General features: G+C 74.2%; 14 protein-coding genes. 7 read left to right on the top strand and 7 right to left on the bottom strand.

Going from position 1 to position 17,764, the window contains the following annotated elements; translation table 11 throughout:
- Nucleotides 1–65: 65 nt before the first annotated feature.
- Both ACQUSR_RS01350 and ACQUSR_RS01345 read right to left on the bottom strand, forming a co-directional pair.
- Nucleotides 66–800: a type 1 glutamine amidotransferase gene (locus tag ACQUSR_RS01350; protein WP_431040666.1), complete on the bottom strand. Its 735-nt coding sequence runs from the start codon at nt 798–800 to the stop codon at nt 66–68.
- 50 nt (nt 801–850) lie between these two features.
- Nucleotides 851–2,089 carry a MurT ligase domain-containing protein gene (locus tag ACQUSR_RS01345; RefSeq protein ID WP_431040665.1) on the bottom strand — a complete coding sequence of 413 codons (1,239 nt, stop codon included), beginning with the start codon at nt 2,087–2,089 and terminating at the stop codon, nt 851–853.
- Nucleotides 2,090–2,290: 201 nt separating this feature from the next.
- Between ACQUSR_RS01345 and def the strand changes: the two genes are divergently transcribed.
- A complete protein-coding gene (def, locus tag ACQUSR_RS01340; RefSeq protein ID WP_431040664.1) occupies nt 2,291–2,851 on the top strand; it encodes a peptide deformylase in 561 nt (186 codons plus the stop codon).
- A 58-nt stretch (nt 2,852–2,909) separates the two neighbouring features.
- On the opposite strand, the gene ACQUSR_RS01335 is transcribed toward def, so the two are convergent.
- On the bottom strand, nt 2,910–3,566 hold the full coding sequence (locus ACQUSR_RS01335) for a TetR family transcriptional regulator (RefSeq protein ID WP_431040663.1): 657 nt from the start codon (nt 3,564–3,566) through the stop codon (nt 2,910–2,912).
- A 190-nt stretch (nt 3,567–3,756) separates the two neighbouring features.
- Between ACQUSR_RS01335 and ACQUSR_RS01330 the strand changes: the two genes are divergently transcribed.
- Nucleotides 3,757–4,983, top strand: a complete 1,227-nt coding sequence (locus ACQUSR_RS01330) for an acyl-CoA dehydrogenase family protein (RefSeq protein WP_431040661.1) — start codon at nt 3,757–3,759, stop codon at nt 4,981–4,983.
- A gap of 70 nt (nt 4,984–5,053) precedes the next feature.
- On the opposite strand, the gene ACQUSR_RS01325 is transcribed toward ACQUSR_RS01330, so the two are convergent.
- Nucleotides 5,054–6,646: a DNA-3-methyladenine glycosylase 2 family protein gene (locus ACQUSR_RS01325; protein WP_431040660.1), complete on the bottom strand. Its 1,593-nt coding sequence runs from the start codon at nt 6,644–6,646 to the stop codon at nt 5,054–5,056.
- 149 nt (nt 6,647–6,795) lie between these two features.
- On the opposite strand from ACQUSR_RS01325, the gene ACQUSR_RS01320 reads away from it, so the two are divergent.
- Nucleotides 6,796–9,078 carry a SpoIIE family protein phosphatase gene (locus tag ACQUSR_RS01320; RefSeq protein ID WP_431040659.1) on the top strand — a complete coding sequence of 761 codons (2,283 nt, stop codon included), beginning with the start codon at nt 6,796–6,798 and terminating at the stop codon, nt 9,076–9,078.
- Between the two features lie 22 nt (nt 9,079–9,100).
- On the opposite strand, the gene ACQUSR_RS01315 is transcribed toward ACQUSR_RS01320, so the two are convergent.
- Nucleotides 9,101–10,189 carry a serine hydrolase domain-containing protein gene (locus tag ACQUSR_RS01315; RefSeq protein ID WP_431040658.1) on the bottom strand — a complete coding sequence of 363 codons (1,089 nt, stop codon included), beginning with the start codon at nt 10,187–10,189 and terminating at the stop codon, nt 9,101–9,103.
- A gap of 155 nt (nt 10,190–10,344) precedes the next feature.
- Between ACQUSR_RS01315 and ACQUSR_RS01310 the strand changes: the two genes are divergently transcribed.
- From ACQUSR_RS01310 to ACQUSR_RS01295, 4 genes are all read left to right on the top strand, one after another.
- Nucleotides 10,345–11,205, top strand: a complete 861-nt coding sequence (locus tag ACQUSR_RS01310) for a universal stress protein (protein ID WP_431040657.1) — start codon at nt 10,345–10,347, stop codon at nt 11,203–11,205.
- A 94-nt stretch (nt 11,206–11,299) separates the two neighbouring features.
- Nucleotides 11,300–13,408: an ATP-binding protein gene (locus ACQUSR_RS01305; RefSeq protein ID WP_431040656.1), complete on the top strand. Its 2,109-nt coding sequence runs from the start codon at nt 11,300–11,302 to the stop codon at nt 13,406–13,408.
- Nucleotides 13,405–14,946: an ABC transporter substrate-binding protein gene (locus tag ACQUSR_RS01300; protein WP_431040655.1), complete on the top strand. Its 1,542-nt coding sequence runs from the start codon at nt 13,405–13,407 to the stop codon at nt 14,944–14,946. The genes ACQUSR_RS01305 and ACQUSR_RS01300 overlap by 4 nt, the downstream gene beginning before the upstream one ends.
- A gap of 71 nt (nt 14,947–15,017) precedes the next feature.
- Nucleotides 15,018–15,785: an SAM-dependent methyltransferase gene (locus ACQUSR_RS01295; RefSeq protein ID WP_431040654.1), complete on the top strand. Its 768-nt coding sequence runs from the start codon at nt 15,018–15,020 to the stop codon at nt 15,783–15,785.
- A 53-nt stretch (nt 15,786–15,838) separates the two neighbouring features.
- Here the strand turns inward: ACQUSR_RS01295 and ACQUSR_RS01290 are convergent, their stop codons facing one another.
- Nucleotides 15,839–17,230: an NADP-dependent succinic semialdehyde dehydrogenase gene (locus tag ACQUSR_RS01290; RefSeq protein WP_431040653.1), complete on the bottom strand. Its 1,392-nt coding sequence runs from the start codon at nt 17,228–17,230 to the stop codon at nt 15,839–15,841.
- 46 nt (nt 17,231–17,276) lie between these two features.
- Nucleotides 17,277–17,741 (bottom strand): hypothetical protein, encoded by a 465-nt coding sequence (locus ACQUSR_RS01285; RefSeq protein WP_431040652.1) that lies wholly within the window; start codon nt 17,739–17,741, stop codon nt 17,277–17,279.
- Nucleotides 17,742–17,764: the final 23 nt, after the last annotated feature.

Here is a 17,764-nt window from a genome sequence, read left to right as displayed (position 1 = left end):
TCCAGCGGTCGGGGACGTGCCCGCGTGCTGGACGGGCCGTCGTCTCCCCTTCGGCCGCCGGGCCGTCAGGACGACGACTGCGTGGCCGCGGCGATCCGCTCCGCGCGCAGCGCGTCGTACCACTGGTCGTTGACCGGCGGCAGCGCGTTCACGTCCAGCGCCAGCTTCAGCAGCAGGTCCGCGATGAGCGGGTTGCGGGCCAGCACGGGGCCGTGCATGTACGTGCCGAAGACGGTGTCGTTGTACGCGCCCTCGTAGCCGTCGCCCGTGCCGTTGCCGTTGCCGAACCGCACCCGCGCGAACGGCCGCGCGGTCGGGCCCAGATGGGTGACGCCCTGGTGGTTCTCGAAACCGGTCAGCGGCGGCAGCCCCAGCCGCTCGTCGATGTCGGCCAGCACGTCGCCGACGCACCGGGCGCCCTCGCCGCGGGTGCTGACCACGTCCAGCAGGCCCAGGCCCGGCTCGCGCTGCCCCAGGTCGTTGATGAACTCGTGGCCCAGGATCTGGTAGCCGGCGCACACAGAGAAGACGATGGCGCCGTTGGCCACCGCGCGGTTCAGTCCGCCGTCGCGCCGCAGCCGCTCGGCCGCCAGCCGCTGCGGCCGGTCCTCGCCGCCGCCGATCAGGTAGATGTCACCCGAGGTGGGGATCTGCTGGTCGGAGCGGACGTCGACGCGGGAGACGTCCAGACCGCGCTGGCGGGCGCGGCGCTCCACGACCAGGGCGTTGCCCTGGTCTCCGTACGTGCTCAGCAGGTCGGGGTAGACCCACACCAGCCGCAGGCTGCCGTTCTGGCTCATGCTCGCAATCCTTCTCCGTACTGCGTACGGGCTCGTACCTCGTACGGGGGTCAGTTGCCGACGCGGCGGCGCAGGTCCTGGAACGCCGTGTAGTTGGCGATGGTTTCGATCCGGCCGGGCGGGCACATCGCCACGGCCTCGTCGACGCTCTCGCACACCCGGAAGTCGAGCCCGGCGACCTCCAGCCGGACCGCGAGGTCGAGCTTGCGGTCACCGATGACGCAGATCGGGTGCCCGGCGAGCCGGGTGTAGTCCACGTCCCACAGCCAGGAGGTGTCCGTACCGTCCGCGCCGCGCGCGTTCACCGACAGGATCACGGGCGCGGGCGGCCCGTCGATCAGGGAGAACGTCTCCAGCCAGCCGGCCGGGTTCTTGGCCAGCAGCAGCCGCAGCTCCCGGTTGTTGAAGGTCACCACGTCGTACCGGCCGGCCACCGCCTGCACCTGGTACATCCGCTCCAGCGCCACCTGCGGCGGCACCCCGAAGACCGCGGCGACGGCGGCGGAGGTGGCGGCGTTCGCCTTGTTGGCGCGGCCCGGGAGCTGGAGGTGGATCGGCCACGCCGAGCCCTGCGGGTCCAGGACGTAGTCGCCGTTCAGCGCCCAGCTGGCCTGGGGGCGGCGGAAGCCGCACGCCTGGCAGCCCCAGTCGTCGCCCGGGCGGGACAGCACGCCGCCGCAGGACGGGCAGGACCAGGCGTCGTCCTTCCACTCCTGGCCGGCCGCGACCCAGACCACGTTGGTCGAGGAAGACGCGGCCCACACGATCAGCGGGTCGTCCGCGTTGGCCACCACGACGGCCTTGGTGCCGGCCAGACCCTCGCGCCACTTCTCGGCGAGCATGCGGGTCTCCGCGGCCCGGTCGAGCTGGTCGCGGGAGAGGTTCAGCAGTGCGATGCACTTGGGCTCGGTGTCCCGTGCCACCCCGGCCAGGTACTTCTCGTCGACCTCGATGACGCCGAACCGGGCGTCGGAGCCCCCGGCGAGCGCGGAGGTGATGCCCGCCGGCATGTTGGCGCCGAGCGCGTTGGAGACCACCGGGCCCGCGGCCCGCAGCGCCTCGGCGATCAGCCGGGTGGTGGTGGTCTTGCCGTTGGTCGCCGAGACCAGGGTCACGTCCAGGTGGTGCGCGAGCCGACCCAGCAGATCCGGGTCGAGCCTGAGGGCCACCTTGCCGCCGATCACCGAGCCACTGCCGCGGCCCGCGGCCTTCGATACCGCTGCCGCGGCCTTGCCCGCCGTCACGGCCAGCTTGGCCCGTGGCGACAGCGGCGCCGAATTGCCTGCCATCGTCCTAGATCCTCCTTGCGTCCAGCGCCGCGCCCTCCCCCTGGGCCGCCGGTGGATACGCCCCCTCCGTGCCCATTGGCTTGTCGGGAGGCATCGGTCGTGGATCAGCCTATCGAGATCCGGCCGCCGACCCGAATCCCGCCACCTGTGAACATGCGGGCGGGGGAGGTTCCCCACCCCGCGGCCCGTACCCTGGCGGTCATGCGAAACGGCACGATTCCCGGCAGCACCGGCGTCGTCCACCCGATGCGGCTGCTGGGCGATCCGGTCCTGCGCGCACCGTGTGCGGACGTCACGGACTTCGACGCGACGCTCGCCACACTGGTCGAGGACATGTTCGCCACGATGTACGCGGCGCAGGGCGTGGGCCTGGCCGCGAACCAGATCGGGGTGAACCTGCGGGTCTTCGTCTACGACTGCCCCGACGACGAGGACCGGCGGCACCTGGGCCACATCGTCAACCCGCGGCTGGCCGAGGCCGACGGCGTCACCGTCGCCGGGCCAGAGGGCTGCCTGTCGCTCCCCGGCATCGAGGCGGCCACGCCCCGCTTCGACCGCGCGGTCGTGACGGGCGTCACGGTCACCGGGGAGCCGGTGCGGGTGGTGGGCACCGGGTTCTTCGCGCGCTGCCTGCAGCACGAGTGCGACCACCTCGGCGGCGGGTTGTTCGTCGACCGGCTCTCCGGGCTGCGGCAGCGCCGCGCCCTGCGCGCGGCCCGCCGCGCGCCGTGGGCCCGCCGGTCCGGGGCGTCCGAGGACTGAGGCCCCAAGCTCGGGCCCGGGGGGCGTGGCCGGTAGCCGGGGCGGGCCCGGGGCCGCGTCAGAAGCCCGGCCCGTCCGCCCGGTCGCCCGCCGCGGCCAGCTGGCCCCACAGCAGGTCCGTGAGGTGGCGTACCAAGTCCTCGCGCGGGCAGGGGCGTTCGCGCAGCCACCAGTCGCCGGCCGCGTACATCATGCCGACGATGCCGTGGCCCCAGGCGCGGGCCAGGTCCATCCCGCCCGGTCCGAGGTCGACGCGCTCGGCGATCACCTCGGCCAGCTCCTCGCCCATGCGGCGCAGCAGCGGCGCGGAGTGCCGGCCGACGTCGAACCCCTGCTCCGCCTCGACCTGCTGCTCGGCGTCGGCCGGGTGCATCAGGAACCGGTACACCTGCGGCCGTGCCTCGATCGCCGCCAGGTAGGTGCTCAGGGTGGACTCCACCCGTTCGCGGCGGTCGGCCGGGGCGTCCAGCGCGGCGCGCAGTGAGGCGAGCAGGGCGTCAGTGTGGCGCTCGGCCAGGGCCCGGTACAGCCCGCCCTTGTCGCCGAAGTGGCGGTAGAGGATGGGCTTGGTGATGCCCGCCTCGGCGGCGATGGCGTTCATCGAGGCGCCCGGTCCGTCGCGCAGCACGACCCGGTCCGCCGCCTCCAGCAGTTCTCTGCGGCGCTGCCGCGCGGCCTGGCGCTGGTCGTCGCGCTGGCTGGTCCCGGTGTTCATGAGTGCCTCCCCGCCCCCTGGTGCTTCTGTGCCGCCCGTTTCGCGCCGCCGCACCTGTCCACGGCGCCGCGCGCCTGCGAAACGTAACACTCGCCGCAGGTCGCAGGCTTCTCGGCGGTGGGAGTTGACATTCGATACTCGCCGGTAACAGACTCGTGTTACCGCTAGTAACAAGTGTCTGGGAGGGGCCGTGGCAGAGTTCGCGTTCGAGCTCAACGACGACCAGAAGGCCGTACGTGACTGGATTCACGGCTTCGCCGCGGACGTCATGCGCCCGGCCGCCGCCGAGTGGGACGAGCGCGAGGAGACGCCCTGGCCCATCATCCAGGAAGCGGCCAAGATCGGCCTCTACTCTCTCGACTTCTACGCCCAGCAGTTCTTCGACCCCACCGGGCTCGGCATTCCGATGACGATGGAGGAGCTGTTCTGGGGCGACGCGGGCATCGGCCTGTCCATCGTCGGCACCAGCCTGGCCGCCGTCGCGGTCCTCGCCAACGGCACCGAGGAGCAGATCGGCACCTGGATCCCGCCGATGTACGGGGACGCCGACGACGTGAAGGTCGCGGCGTTCTGCTCCTCCGAGCCGGACGCCGGTTCCGACGTCTCCGCCATGCGCACCAGGGCCGTCTACGACCAGGCCAAGGACGAATGGGTGCTGAACGGCACCAAGACCTGGGCGACCAACGGCGGAATCGCCCACGTCCACGTCGTCGTCGCCACCGTCGATCCGGAACTCGGGGCCCGCGGCCAGGCGTCCTTCGTCGTCCCGCCCAACACGCCCGGACTCTCCCAGGGCCAGAAGTTCAAGAAGCACGGGATTCGCGCCTCGCACACCGCCGAGGTGGTGCTGGAGGACGTCCGCGTCCCCGGCCACTGCCTGCTCGGCGGCAAGGAGAAGCTCGACGAGCGGCTCGCCCGCGCCCGGGAGCGGGCCCGCAGCGGTGGCGGGAGGGTGAAGAACGCCGCGATGGCCACCTTCGAGGCGTCCCGTCCGGCGGTCGGCGCCCAGGCCGTCGGTGTCGCCCGCGCCGCCTACGAGGTGGCCCTGGACTACGCCAAGACCCGCGAGCAGTTCGGCCGTCCGATCATCGACAACCAGGGCGTGGCGTTCCAGCTCGCCGACATGCGAACCCGCATCGACGCCGCACGCCTGCTGGTGTGGCGGGCCTCCTGGATGGCCGCCAACGGCAAGCCCTTCGAATCGGCCGAAGGCTCCATGTCCAAGCTCTTCGCGGGCGAGACCGCGAAGAGCGTCACCGCCCAGGCCGTGCAGATCCTCGGCGGAAACGGATTCACCAGGGAGTACCCGGTGGAGCGCATGCACCGGGACGCCGCCATCTTCACGATCTTCGAGGGCACCAGCGAGATCCAGCGCCTGGTGATCTCCCGCTCGCTTTCCGGAATGCACATCCGCTGACGGGGTAGGGCCTTTGACCAGGCGGGTTCCACGGCTGTGGGGGCCGTGGGACCCGCCTTCCGCCCCGCCCTCACCGTTCCCGGTGCCACAGGTGGTGCATCGCGTACGACCGCCACGGCCGCCACCCCTCGGCGTCCGCCGCGGTCGCGCCGGGCTCCCGCATCGCGCTCCGGATCGCCACATCCCCGGACAGCAGCACATCCGGATCACCCAGCGCCCGCATCCGGACGTAACCGGCCGTCCACGGGCCGACGCCGCGCAGCTCCAGCAGCCGCCGCTCCGCCTCGTCCCGGTCCACGCCCGCGTCCAGACGCACCGTGCCGTCCGCGAGCGCGGTGGCGACGGTGCGCAGCGCGGCACGCCGCGCCCCCGGCATCCCGATGTCCTCCAAGGACGCCTCCGCGAGCACCTCGACGGACGGGAAGAGCCGGGTCGGCCCGCTCCCCGGCGGAGTCGGCCCGCTCGGTCCGTCGCCGTCCGACCGGCTCGGTGCGCCGCCGTCCGGCCCTCCCCCTGGGGGCACCTCCCAGCGGTAGCTGGGGGACTTCGGCCGGGGGGACCCCCATCTCGCTTCGCTCTCCGCGCCGGGCAGCGGTTCGCCGTACGCCGCCACCAGGGCGGCACCCAGCCGCCGCCCCGCGGCCACCGAGACCTGCTGGCCCAGCACCGCCCGTACCGCCAGCTCCCGCGGATCGGCCGCACCCGGTGCCCGCATCCCCGGACGGCGTGCCACCAGCGGGCCCAGCACCGGGTCGCCCCCCAGCCGCTCCGCCACCGCGTACGGATCGGCGTCCAGGTCGAACAGCCGCCGCACCCGCTGCGTCGCGGTCGTCAGATCCCGCAGCTCGCTCAGGTGCAGCCGACACAGCAGCCAGCCGCGGTCCTCCGGCCCCTCGAAGACCTCCGCGATGCCCGTGCCGTGCGGCAGCCGCAGCGTCCGCCGGTACACCCTCCGCCCGGGTTCGCCGGTCACCTCCTCCACCCCGGGCACCGCCCGCCGGCCCAGGTAGCCGAAGACCTCCGCGGCCCCGTACCGGCCCCGGTAGGCCAGCCGCAGCGGCACCCCGCCGATGCCGCCCCCGGTGCGCTCCGCGGCGCGTCCCGCCCCCGGTGGGGCGGCCCGCAGCTGGCTCGGCGTGGCCGCGTAGATCTCCCGGACGGTGTCGTTGAACTGCCGTACGCTCGCGAAACCCGCCGCGAACGCCACGTCGGCGGCCCGCAGCCCGGTCGTCTGGAGCAGCACCCGCGCGGTGTGCGCCCGCTGCGCGCGGGCCAGGGCCACCGGCCCGGCACCCAGCTCCGCGTTCAGCTGCCGCTGCACCTGCCGGGCGCTGTAGCCCAGCCGTGTCGCCAGCCCCGCCACGCCTTCCCGGTCCACCACGCCGTCGCCGATCAGCCGCATCGCGCGCCCGACCACGTCGGCGCGGGCGTTCCACTCCGCCGAGCCGGGCACGGCGTCGGGGCGGCACCGGCGGCAGGCCCGGAAGCCCGAGCCCTGCGCGGCGGCCGCGGTCGGGTAGAAGCGCACGTTCTGCCGCTTGGGGGTGACCGCGGGGCAGCTCGGCCGGCAGTAGATGCCGGTGGTGGAGACGGCGAAGAAGAACTCGCCGTCGAACCGCGCGTCCCGGCTGCACACCGCCTCGTACCTGCTCTCCTCGTCCATCACGCCTCCACTGTGCGGCACGGCGGGCCCCGGTGCTGGCGGAAATCGGACATGGCGCCGCTGCTGATGCGGGCCGCGGTGACCTGGAGGAACATGGGACAGCGGCCGGGCACGAGGCGGCCGGGCACGAGCGGGACACGGAGGCTGCTATGGCCGGAGGGCCGGGGGAAGGCCACCGGGACCCCGGCGGCCTGGACGAGCGCGCGGTGCCGCCGCTGCTCGGCGCCCCCGACTGCGAGTCCCTGCTCGCGGCGGCAATGGACGCCGTCGACCTGGGGCCGGGCACCCGTATCGAGGTGGGCGCGCTCTACCGGCTCGACGACGACGGGCTGATCCGACTGGCCGCCGCGATCGGGGCGCACGAAGACCTGGTGGAGCGCTACCGGGTGGTCTCCGCCGCGGCCGACCTGCCGTTCGCCCAGGTGATCCGCGACCACGAGCCGGTCTACGGCCCGCCCCGGGAGCCGCCCGGAGAGGGCCGGACGGCGCCCGGGCCCGACGAGCGCGCGGGGTCCGCCGGCGAGCCGTCCGCGCCGGCGGGCGCGGCGCACGGCACCGCGCCCGCCGAGTACGCCGTACTGCCCCTCCTCGTGGGCTCCCGCTGCGTCGGGTCACTCGCCCTGACCCTGCCCGGCGGCGTACCGCTGAACGCCGCCCGGCACCGCGCGTTCCTCACCGTGGCGGCCCTGTGCGCCCACCGCTTCGACGAACTGCTCGCCCGTACGCCGAGGGGGCGCGGACCGGGCGGCGGATCCCGCCCCGGCGACCCGATTCGGCTGCGGACCCGCGACCGCGCCACGATGCTGGAAATGGCCATGGCGAACGCCGGCATCGGCTCCTTCGACTGGGACTTCGCCTCCGGCCGCCTCATCTGGGACGAACGGCTGTGCCGGCTGTTCGGTATCGCGCCCGAGGAGTTCGACCAACGGATCGAGACCTTCCGCGCCGCCGTCCTCCCGGAGGACCTCCCGCGCGTCGAGGAGGCGGCGCAGGAGAGCCTCGCCACGGGCAGATACCACGCCCGCTACCGCATCGTGCGCCGCGACGACGAGGCGGTCCGGTGGATCGACGCCGAGAGCCGCGTCCTGTACGACACCGCGGGCACGCCGCGCGGAATGATCGGAGTCGCCCAGGACTGCACCGAAGCGCAGACCCGCGAGGACGAACGGCAGGCGCGCAAGGACTTCGTCCTGAACATCACCCGCGCGTTCACCGCCGCCTCCTCCATCGAGGACGTCGTCGCCACGGTGGCCGACACGGTCCTGCCCGCGCTCGGCGGCCAGCGCATGGTGATCTACGTCAGGGAGGACGACGGGCGGATGCGGCTCATCGGCTCCCACGGCTACGAGCCCGAACACCAGGAGCGGCTGCGGCACATCGCCGACATCGGGATCGAGAGCCCGTTCCTGGCCGGCGTGCGCGGCGGTGAGCCGATGTTCATCGGCAGCCGCGAGGAGTACCGCGAACGCATCCGCGACGAGCGGCTCACCCCGCTGCCGGGGCTCCACGCGTGGGCGATCCTCCCGCTGGCCACGGCCGACGGACTGGTCGGCGGCTGCCTGATCATCTACGACCATCCGCGCACCTTCTCCTCCGACGATCAGTTGGTCGTCGCGGGGGTGGCGGGCATCCTCGCCCAGTCCCTGGCCAGGGCCCGGCTCTTCGACGAACGCCGCGCGCACCTGACCGAGCTGCAGCGCATGATGCTGCCGGCGCGGCTGCCGTCGCCGCCCGGACTCGACGTCCTGGTGCGCTACCGGCCGGGCTCGGACCGGCTGGACGTCGGCGGCGACTGGTACGACGCCCTGCCCATGCCGGACGGCCGGATCACCGTCGTCATCGGCGACGTCCAGGGCCACAGCGTGCGCGCGGCGGCGGTGATGGGACAGCTGCGGATCGCGATGCGGGCCCACGCCGCCGAAGGACACGAGCTGTCGGCCTTGATGGCGCACGGCAACCAGGCGCTGTGCGACATGGACACCGACCTCTTCGCCACCTGCTGCATCGCGGACATCGACCCCGCCGACGGCGCGCTCCGGATCGTCCGCGCCGGACACCCCCACCCCCTGCTGATCGCCCCGGGCGGCGGCGTCGCCCTGCTGGAGAGCCCCGGAGGCCTCCCGCTGGGCTGCTTCGACGACGAGGTCTACCCCGTCACCGAGACGGTCCTCCCCGAGGGCGCCACGCTGCTGCTCTACACCGACGGCCTGGTGGAGCGGCCGGGCAGCGACTACGACGACGGGGTCGCCGAGCTGTCCGCCCGGCTCGCCGAGGGCGCCGCCGTGGCAACGGGCCCGGTCGGTCCGGCCGGCCTCGCGGACCTCGAACGGCTGGCCGACCGGGTCGTCACCCCGGCCGTCTCCGCCTGGAACGACGACGACGTCGCCGTCATGCTGGTCCGCCGCCGCCCCCGCGCCGCACCGGCGGGCTGACACCGGCACCCGCGCTCGTGCGTCAGCCGGTCAGCGCGTCGTGCAGGTCCCAACCCAGCGCTCCGGCGCACCCGCTGACGTTCCCCAGGATGGCGACGTCGGTGTCCAGCCGGGGGTAGTGGTAGAGGCGCGCGCTCACCCCGTCCTCCTCTCCGGTGTGGCCCCAGCGCACCACGGTGCCGTCGTCGTCCAGGAGGAACATCACGCCGTACCCGTACTTCCAGGTGTAGCCGCGCACCTTCTCCGCGCGCTCCAGGACCTGCGGGGTGAGCGCCCGGCGGGTCATGTCCGCGCCCAGGAGCCGGCCCGCGCGCAGGGCGCGGGCGAAGCCGACGAGATCGTCGGCGGTGCAGGTGGCACCGCCGTCGGCCGCCGCCGTGGGGGTGGTGGAGTAGACGTTGCGGCGCCAGCCGGTGCCCCGCCCGTCCGGCGTCTCCTCAGGGGGCAGATGGCCCTCGGCGACGCCCGGCACGACCTCGTCCAGCGCCACGAAGCCGGAATCCGCCATGGCGGCCCTGGCGAAGACCTGGTCGTGGATGGCGTCCGCGTACGCCTTGCCGGTCAGGGACTCCAGCAGCAGACCGAGAAGGATGTATCCCGCACCGTTGTACTGGTGGCGCTCGCCGGGCGCGAACAGCGGCTCCCTGCCGGCGAACAGCGGCAGATAGTCGGCGTTGTCGCGCAGCAGATACAGCGGATGGGCGGCGGTCAGCGCGGCCCAGTCCGCCGCCCAGTCACCGCTCTCCTCGAACCAGTCGGCGATGCCGGCCGTCATCGTCAGCGCATGACCCACCGTCACCTGCGGGGGCAGCCAGGCCCCGCGCTCCCCGAGCAGCGGCGCCAGCCGGTCCGCCAGCCCGACCCGGCCCTGCTCGACCAGCCGCAGGACGGCGACGGCGGTGAACATCTTCGACACGGAGCCCACCCGGAACCGGGTACCGACGGTGTTGGGAACCTGCCAGGCCCGGCTGGCCCAGCCGAACGCGCCGGTGAAGACCGGCTCTCCCGCCCGCGCGACCACCACGGCCCCGGAGAACCCGTGCTCCTCGGCCGACTTCCGGACGCGACGCGCCACCTCGCCTGCGTCGAACCCTGTGGGGCTACCTCCCATGTCCGAAAGGCTGTGGGGGACGGACATCGGCTGCTCCTCGCGAGATCCGGGGCCGCGGCCCACGCCGCGGCGCGCTCCATGATCCACAGGCGCGGCTCCGGCGGCGACCGAATAATCGTGGGGAACGGCACCCCCTGTCCCGTGAGAGGCACGACATGACAGGCACCATCGCCGTCGGCCTGGACGGCACCGACCCCAGCCTCGCCGCCACCGACTGGGCCGCCGCCGAGGCGTCCGCCCGGGGGATGGCGCTGCGGCTGGTGCACGCCTGGTCGTGGCACCCGCTGGACACCCCCACCGAGGCCGACACCCAGGGCCGGCGCGACTGGGCGCGCGAGGTGCTGCGCACGGCGGAGGACCGGGTACGGCACGCCCACCCGGAGCTGCCCGTGTCCGGCGAGGCGCTCTCCGACGAGCCGGTGCCCGCCCTGGTCGCGGCGGCCGCCGACGCCGATCTGCTGGTCCTGGGCTCACGCGGGCACGGCGCGCTGGCCGGCTTCCTGCTCGGGTCGGTCAGCCTCCAGGTGCTGCGCCAGGCCACCCGACCGGTCGTGGTGGTGCGCGGCGGACACGAGCCCGGCCCCGGCGGCCCGGGGGAGGTGATGGCCGGGGTGCGGGAGACCGGCGAGGACGGCGCCCCGGTGCTGGAGTTCGCGTTCGCGGCCGCCGCGGCGCGCGGCGCGACCCTGCGGGCCGTACGCGCCTGGCACCTGCCCAGCCCGTTCGAGCTGGGCACCCGCGGGCTGCGCGCGGCCGACGAGGCCGGCGGCCCGGAGCCGCTCAACCGGCGGCTGCTGGCCGACGCGCTGCGCCCCTGGCGGGCGCGCTACCCCGAGGTGCCGGTCACCGAGCACGTCGAGATCGGCGGCGCGCCGGAGGTCCTGCTGTCGGCCGGCGGCCGGGCCGGTCTGCTGGTCGTCGGACGCCGCGCCTCCGGCCGGAAGGGGATCGGCTCCGTCACCCACGCCGTCCTCCACCACGCGCCGTGCCCGGTGGCCGTGGTGCCGTATCCGTGACAGGTCGCTGCCAGCTCTGACAACCCCCTTGCGATGAATGTCGATTGACGCTTACTTATGACCCGTATGACGGGGGTGGCCGCAGGGGAGAGAGATGCGTCGTGAGTGGGCGGGGGAGTCCGAGCGGGATCAGGCCGTGGAGACGTATGTCCAGGACCAGCTGATCCGACCGTACGCACCCAGGCGACGGTTCTCCGCCTCGGGCGGCCGCCCGTCGGCTGTGACCCGGCTGGATGTCACGTTGCTGCTCGGCGCGCGCGGCAGCGGCAAGACCACCCTCCTGCGGCGGCTGGCCGACTGGGCCCGGCGCGCCCCCGTCGCACGGCTGGACCTGGCCGCGCTCGGGCAGGAGGGCGGCAAGCCGATCGACGCGCTGGCCGCCGCGGTCTTCGAACTCAACGCCCGCAAGAAGGACTTCCCCCGGCTCACCTTCCCCTCGTTCGGCCTCCTGGCCATCGCCGTGGCGACCGAGGTGGGCGGCGGCCGGGACGCCGCCGTCCGGGACATGGCCGACGCGCTGGGCGGCCCGGACAGCCGCCGCACCGAGGTGCTGGGCCGGCTGGCCGACGCCGCGGCCGCCCTCGGTGCCCCGGGCCTGGTCAACGCCGCCTTCCTGCTGCTGCCGGAGTGGCAGCGCGGCTGGGCCCGGCTGCGCACCCGCTGGCGGCTGTCCCGCATCCGGCGCGCCACCCCCGAACTCCCGCCCGGCACCTTCCTGCTGGCCCTCAACCAGCGCTACGGGGCCCAGGAGGAAGAGGAGCGCAAACGGGCCGAGGCCGTGCTGTTCGAGGCGTTCCTGGACGACCTGCGCCGGGCCTACGGGAGCCGTCGCGGCGCCCGCCGCCGCACCACCCGCTGCCTGCTGCTGCTCGACAACGTCGACAGCCCGCTCGGCAGCGACTTCCTGGAGCTCCTGCTGGAGGTGCGGCGCGGTACCGAAGCCCCCGACCCGCTGCTGGTGCTGGCCGCCGCGGGCAGCTACCCGAAGGCGCTGGAGGACCACGCCTGGGGCGGGGCGCCCCGGCACGGCGGCTACCCGGGGCGCTGGGACGGGGCCGAGGAAAGGTTCCGGCCGGAGCGGGTCGCCCGCGGCCTGCGCGTCGGGCAGCTGCGCGACCTGCACCGCCTCGAAGTGGAGCGGCAGGCCAAGGAGATCCTCCAGGAGGCGGGCCGCCGGGTGCCGCCGCCCCACGCCGACAGCGGCATGAAATGGCTGGGCTGGGCGGTCTACGAGCTGACCCGCGGCCAGCCCGCCGCGACCGCCGCCGTACTGGAGGCGCTGCTCGGCTTCGGCGAGCAGGTGGCGTGGGACGAGCGGCTGCGGCGCCTCTTCGAACCGTCCGGAACGCTGGTGGACGAGCTGCTGGAGCGGCTGCTGCCGGTCGACGCGGGCCGGGAGCTGGTCCGGGTCCTCACCCGCGCGGCCGCCGCCGCCGACCTGGCGCAGGCCGGGGCGGCGGGACAGCTGTGGGGCGAGGCGGACGCGGCGGTGCGCAGGGAGTTTGAGTCCTTCGCCACGGACGCGCTGCGCACCATGTACGCCGCCGACGGCGACCCCGCCACCGACGGCGGCGGCCGCGTCCTGCACCCGCTGCTGCGCTTCCTGCTGCTGCGCAAGCTGGCCGCCCAGGACTGCGGCGACGGCGCGAACGGAACCGCTAACGGAACCGCGAACGGAACCTCGAACGGCACCTGGGACGGTACGCACGCTGTGCTGCGGGCGCACGCCGAGGAGACCGGCGAGCCACTGCTCGTCGCCTACCACGCACTCGCCTCCGGTGACCTGGCCGCCGCCGCGGGCTATCTCAACGAGCGCTTCGGGCGCGGCACCCCGCAGGAGTGGTGCGCCGACCTGAGCCGACTGCGCAGGGCACCGGTGCACACGCCCGGCGGCGCCCTCGACGGCCCGCCGTGGGAACGCTATGAGCAGCTCGTCGCGTTCCTCGGCGAAGGCGTCATCGAGAGCCGGCTGCGCACCGTCACCCGGCTGCTGGCCGCCGCCTGGATCAGCCCCGAACCGCCGTCCGCCGCGGCCGCGGACCGCACCGGGGACCCGTACCGCAACCCGCTGGGAGACCTGTACGCCGAGCTGTACGGGGAGATCGCCGCCCGGTTCCGGACCCTGGCCGCGCACACCGACAGCGTCTCGTGGAACCCCGTGCTGCTCGGCAAGGCGGCACAGTACGAAGGGAAGCCGTGGTGATCCGCCCTCCACTCGTACCGCCCGCCCCGCCGTCGCGGTGGCGGCTGTGGGCCGTGCTCGGCGTGGTGCTGGCGGTCGCGGTGACCGCGGGCGCCGTGTGGCTGATCGACGCCCGGCGGGAGTCGGCGCGCACCTGCTCCGAAGGAGTGGTCAAGCGCGGGCCCGGGGACGAGTGCGTCGGAGTCACCGGCGGCCGCTACGTCTTCAGCGAGGCGTTGCGGGAGGTCAGCGAGAAGATCCGGGCAGAGAACCAGAGGGTGGCCGACTCCGGCGAGGACTGGGTGGCCGTCGCCTACACCGAGCCCATGACCCTCCGCGGGGACGCGGCCGCCAGCAACGACCGGGGACCGGACGTCGTCCGGCAGGCCGTCGAGGGCGCGTACCTGGCCCAGATGGAACTCAACCACCAGGGCGGCCACGGCCGCACCCCGCAGATCAAGCTGCTGCTGGCCAACAGCGGGCAGGGCGGCGGGCAGTGGCGTCCGCTGGTGGACCAGCTGATCGGCATGAAGGGCGACGGCGACCACCGGCTGGTCGCGGTCGCCGGCTTCGGGCAGTCCCTGGCCACCACCGAGTCCGCGGTGCGCGCGCTGCGCGGCGCGGGGATCCCCATGGTCGGCTCCACGGTCGCCGCCGACCGCCTGTCCACGCCGCGGCCGACGTTCTTCCGGGTCTCCTCACCCAACCGCGACCAGGCGTCCATCGCCGCCGACTACCTCAAGCAGCGGCAGCGCGACCCCGGCTACCGCATCGACGTCATCAAGGACATCAAGGACGACGACGCGTACAACGAGTCGCTCGACGAGGACTTCGAGCGCGCCGCGGCCGCCCAGAAGCTGCGCCTGGAGACCGCCGACGGCTATCCGTTCGTCTCCGGCAGCTCCTCGGCCGCCACCGCGCTCGCCACCATCGCCGAGACCGTCTGCCGCCCCGAACGCCGCCTGGACGCCCTCTATTTCGCGGGCCGGGGACGGGAACTGAAACTGCTCGTCGAAGCCCTCACCGCCCCCGGCCGCGACTGCCCCATCACCGTGCTGTCCGGCTCCAGCGCCCTGGGCATGTTCTACGACCCGCCGGTCAAGGGCACCGGGGCCGTCGGCGGCGACGTCCTGGACCGCTGGCGGGCCGCCGATGGTGTCAAGGTCCTGTACACCGCCTACGCCCACCCCGACAGCACCCCGAAGATCTACCCCGGCCGCGCCGGCAACCCCTACCCCTCCTTCCGGAAGGCGTACGACCTCGCCTTCGGCGGGGACGGGGAACTGCTCAGCGGCCAGGCCATGATGGGACACGACGCGGTCCTCAGCCTCGGCGAGGCGATCCGCGACGCGGCGGGCCCGCAGGGCAGCGACGCCGTGGACGCCGCCGGGGTACGGAACATGCTGCTCCAGGTCGGCAAACGCGAGACCCTGCGCGGACTGAGCGGCCCCATCGCGTTCGACGAGCACGGCAACCCGCGGGACAAGCCGATGGCGCTGGTGGAACTGCGCCCGGAACCGGAACGCCGCTACACCTACCGGGAGACGGTCCGGCCCTGAACGCCCGAGTCCCGCGCGGCGGGCCGATATTCGATGGGCGCCGCGCCCACGCGCGGCTAACGTCTGCAGGCATGACCGACACCCCGCCACCCCCGCGCCGCACGCGCCTCACCTTCCACGGGCCCCTCTCCGAGGCGCGCGCCGACCGCATCGTGCGGCGGCTCACCCGCACCGGCCCCGCCACCGTCCTCGACATAGGCTGCGGCTGGGGCGAGCTGACGCTCCGTATCCTCGGCACCGAGGCCGGGGCGTCGACGACGGGTGTCGGCATCGACATCGACGCCGACGACCTGGCCCGGGGCAGGAGGAACGCCGAGGCCCGCGGGCTCGCCGACCGGATGGAGTTCGTCCGGGAATCCGCCGTCGGGACCACCCGGGGACCCGCCGACCTCGTCCTGTGCCTCGGCGCCAGCCAGGCCCTCAGCGACGCCGCGCCGCCCCTGCACCTCACCGTCGCCCTCGGCGAACTCCGCCGCCTGGTCGCGCCCGGCGGACGGGTACTGCTCGGCGAGGGCTTCTGGCAGCGCACCCCCACCGAAGCCGAGCTCTCCCGCATGTGGCCGGGCGCCCACGCCGGAGAGCACCCCGACCTCGCGGGCCTCGTCGACGCCGCCGTCGCGGCCGGATTCCGCCCCGAGTGGATCGAGACGGCCGATGAGGACGAGTGGGACGAGTTCGAGTCGGCGTACCAGGCGGACGCGGAGGAGTGGCTGGCGGCCCACAGCGGCCATCCGCTGGCCGCCGAGACCCGTGAACGCCTCGACCGGCACCGGGCGAGCCGGCTCGCCTACCGCGGCGTCCTCGGGCTCGCGTATCTGACGCTGATCCCGGTGGCCTGACCGGAGGCGCGGGCCCAGCCGGAGCCGACGGGATCCGCGATTGCCGCACCGCCTCAGGGGCCGTACCAGACGGTCGTGGTGTTGCAGAACTCGCGGATCCCGTACCCCGACAGCTCCCTGCCGTACCCGGAGCGCTTGACCCCGCCGAACGGCAGCGCGGGATGCGAGGCCGTCATGCCGTTGAAGTAGACCCCGCCCGCCTCCATGTCCCGTACGCACCGCTCCTGCTCGGCCTCGTCGCGGGTCCACACATTGGAGCTGAGGCCGAAGGAGGTGCCGTTGGCCAGGGCGAGCGCCTCGTCCAGGTCGTCCACCCGGTACAGGGCGGCGACCGGCCCGAACGCCTCCTCGCGGTGGATCCGCATCCGCGGGGTGACTCCGGCCAGCACCGTCGGCTCGTAGAACCAGCCCCGCTCCAGCCCCGGGGGACGGCGCCCGCCGCATAGGGTCCGCACCCCGTGCCGCACCGCGTCGTCGACCAGTTCCTCCAGGTCGGCGCGGCCCTTCTCGGTGGAGAGCGGACCGATGTCGGTGGACTCCGCCATCGGGTCGCCGACCGTCAGGGCCGCCATGCCCTCGGTGAAGCGGGCCGCGAACTCGTCGTAGACGTCGCGGTGCGCGATGAAGCGCTTGGCCGCGATGCACGACTGGCCGTTGTTCTGCGTCCGCGCCGTGACCGCCGTCCGCGCCGCCCGCTCGATGTCGGCCGAGGGCAGCACCACGTACGGGTCGCTGCCGCCCAGCTCCAGCACCGTCTTCTTGACCTCGTCGCCGGCGATGGCGGCCACCGACCGGCCCGCCGGCTCGCTGCCGGTGAGGGTGGCGGCCGCGATCCGCGGGTCGCGCAGGATGCCCTCGACGGCCGCCGCGCCGACCAGCAGCGTCTGGAAGCAGCCCGCCGGGTAGCCCGCCCGCAGGAACAGCTCCTCCAGGTACAGCGCGGTCCGCGGCACGTTCGAGGAGTGCTTGAGCAGCCCGACGTTGCCCGCCATGAGCGCCGGCGCGGCGAACCGGATCACCTGCCAGAGCGGGAAGTTCCACGGCATCACGGCCAGCACCGGGCCGAGCGGACGGTGCACGACCCGGGCCGCCGACGCACCCGAGTCCCGGACGTCGGCCTCCGCCGGCCGCTCCTCGGACAGCAGCTCCGCGGCGTGCCCGGCGTACCAGCGCATGGCCTTGACGCACTTGGCGGCCTCGGCCCGGGCGGCGGTCAGCGGCTTGCCCATCTCGGTCGTCACCTTGCGGGCGACGTCCTCCTGGTCCGCTTCCAGCAGTTCGGCGGCGCGGGTCAGGAGGGCGGCGCGCTCGGCGAGGCCGCGGGCGCGGAAGCGGCGGAAGGCGGAGTCGGCGGCGGTCAGCCGCCGCTCGATCTCCTCGGGCGCCAGCTCCTCGAAGGTCTGGAGGGTCTCGCCGGTCGCGGGGTTCACCGTCGCGATGGCCATGGGGCGCTTCTCCCTTTCGTCGACTGGCCCCCCATGGCCCCGGCCCTCACTCCCCGGACGGGTCGGCCGGCGGTACGGCGCGGTGCTCGGGCCTGCCGCGGGTCCGCCGGCGCTCCTTCATCTCGGACTCGTAGATGTGCCGGCGGCCCGCGGTGAGCCGCTCGCGGACCCGCTGCTCCATCTGGCGGAAGGTCCGGTAGTACCCGTCGTCGTACTCCTCCACGATCTGGAAGGTCCACCGCCCCTCCAGGACGTTGCGGCCCACCAGCTCCTGACTCAGGGTGTGGGCCAGTTCGTTCTCCCCGCAGGCGCCGAGCAGGGTCAGCACCTCGTCCAGGGCGAGGTCGGCGTGGCCGGTGAGCTGGTGGAAGGCGTACAGGTGCCCGCGCGCCCGCTCGACCGCCTCCAGCGCTTCCGACAGCTTGCCCGCCGCGGCCACGGCCTCGTCGGTGACCCCGTCGGGACGGCGGTGCCGCGGGGCGGGCAGGTCGTCGGTCGGCTCCCCGGCCATGTCCGGACCACCTCGCTCTCTGT

The organism is Streptomyces sp. P1-3 (assembly GCF_050613155.1).
In the GTDB taxonomy this organism is placed as follows: Bacteria; Actinomycetota; Actinomycetes; order Streptomycetales; family Streptomycetaceae; genus Streptomyces.
This window is presented reverse-complemented; position numbering and strand designations above follow the sequence as displayed.

What these genes read in the sequence shown, in the direction of transcription:
- ACQUSR_RS01315 (WP_431040658.1), bottom strand. Translation starts at nt 10,189, where the DNA reads ATGGGAGGTAGCCCCACAGGGTTCGACGCAGGCGAGGTGGCGCGTCGC.
- ACQUSR_RS01305 (WP_431040656.1), top strand. Translation starts at nt 11,300, where the DNA reads ATGCGTCGTGAGTGGGCGGGGGAGTCCGAGCGGGATCAGGCCGTGGAG.
- ACQUSR_RS01295 (WP_431040654.1), top strand. Translation starts at nt 15,018, where the DNA reads ATGACCGACACCCCGCCACCCCCGCGCCGCACGCGCCTCACCTTCCAC.
- def (WP_431040664.1), top strand. Translation starts at nt 2,291, where the DNA reads ATGCGAAACGGCACGATTCCCGGCAGCACCGGCGTCGTCCACCCGATG.
- ACQUSR_RS01290 (WP_431040653.1), bottom strand. Translation starts at nt 17,230, where the DNA reads ATGGCCATCGCGACGGTGAACCCCGCGACCGGCGAGACCCTCCAGACC.
- ACQUSR_RS01285 (WP_431040652.1), bottom strand. Translation starts at nt 17,741, where the DNA reads ATGGCCGGGGAGCCGACCGACGACCTGCCCGCCCCGCGGCACCGCCGT.
- ACQUSR_RS01345 (WP_431040665.1), bottom strand. Translation starts at nt 2,089, where the DNA reads ATGGCAGGCAATTCGGCGCCGCTGTCGCCACGGGCCAAGCTGGCCGTG.
- ACQUSR_RS01320 (WP_431040659.1), top strand. Translation starts at nt 6,796, where the DNA reads ATGGCCGGAGGGCCGGGGGAAGGCCACCGGGACCCCGGCGGCCTGGAC.
- ACQUSR_RS01310 (WP_431040657.1), top strand. Translation starts at nt 10,345, where the DNA reads ATGACAGGCACCATCGCCGTCGGCCTGGACGGCACCGACCCCAGCCTC.
- ACQUSR_RS01325 (WP_431040660.1), bottom strand. Translation starts at nt 6,646, where the DNA reads ATGGACGAGGAGAGCAGGTACGAGGCGGTGTGCAGCCGGGACGCGCGG.
- ACQUSR_RS01335 (WP_431040663.1), bottom strand. Translation starts at nt 3,566, where the DNA reads ATGAACACCGGGACCAGCCAGCGCGACGACCAGCGCCAGGCCGCGCGG.
- ACQUSR_RS01350 (WP_431040666.1), bottom strand. Translation starts at nt 800, where the DNA reads ATGAGCCAGAACGGCAGCCTGCGGCTGGTGTGGGTCTACCCCGACCTG.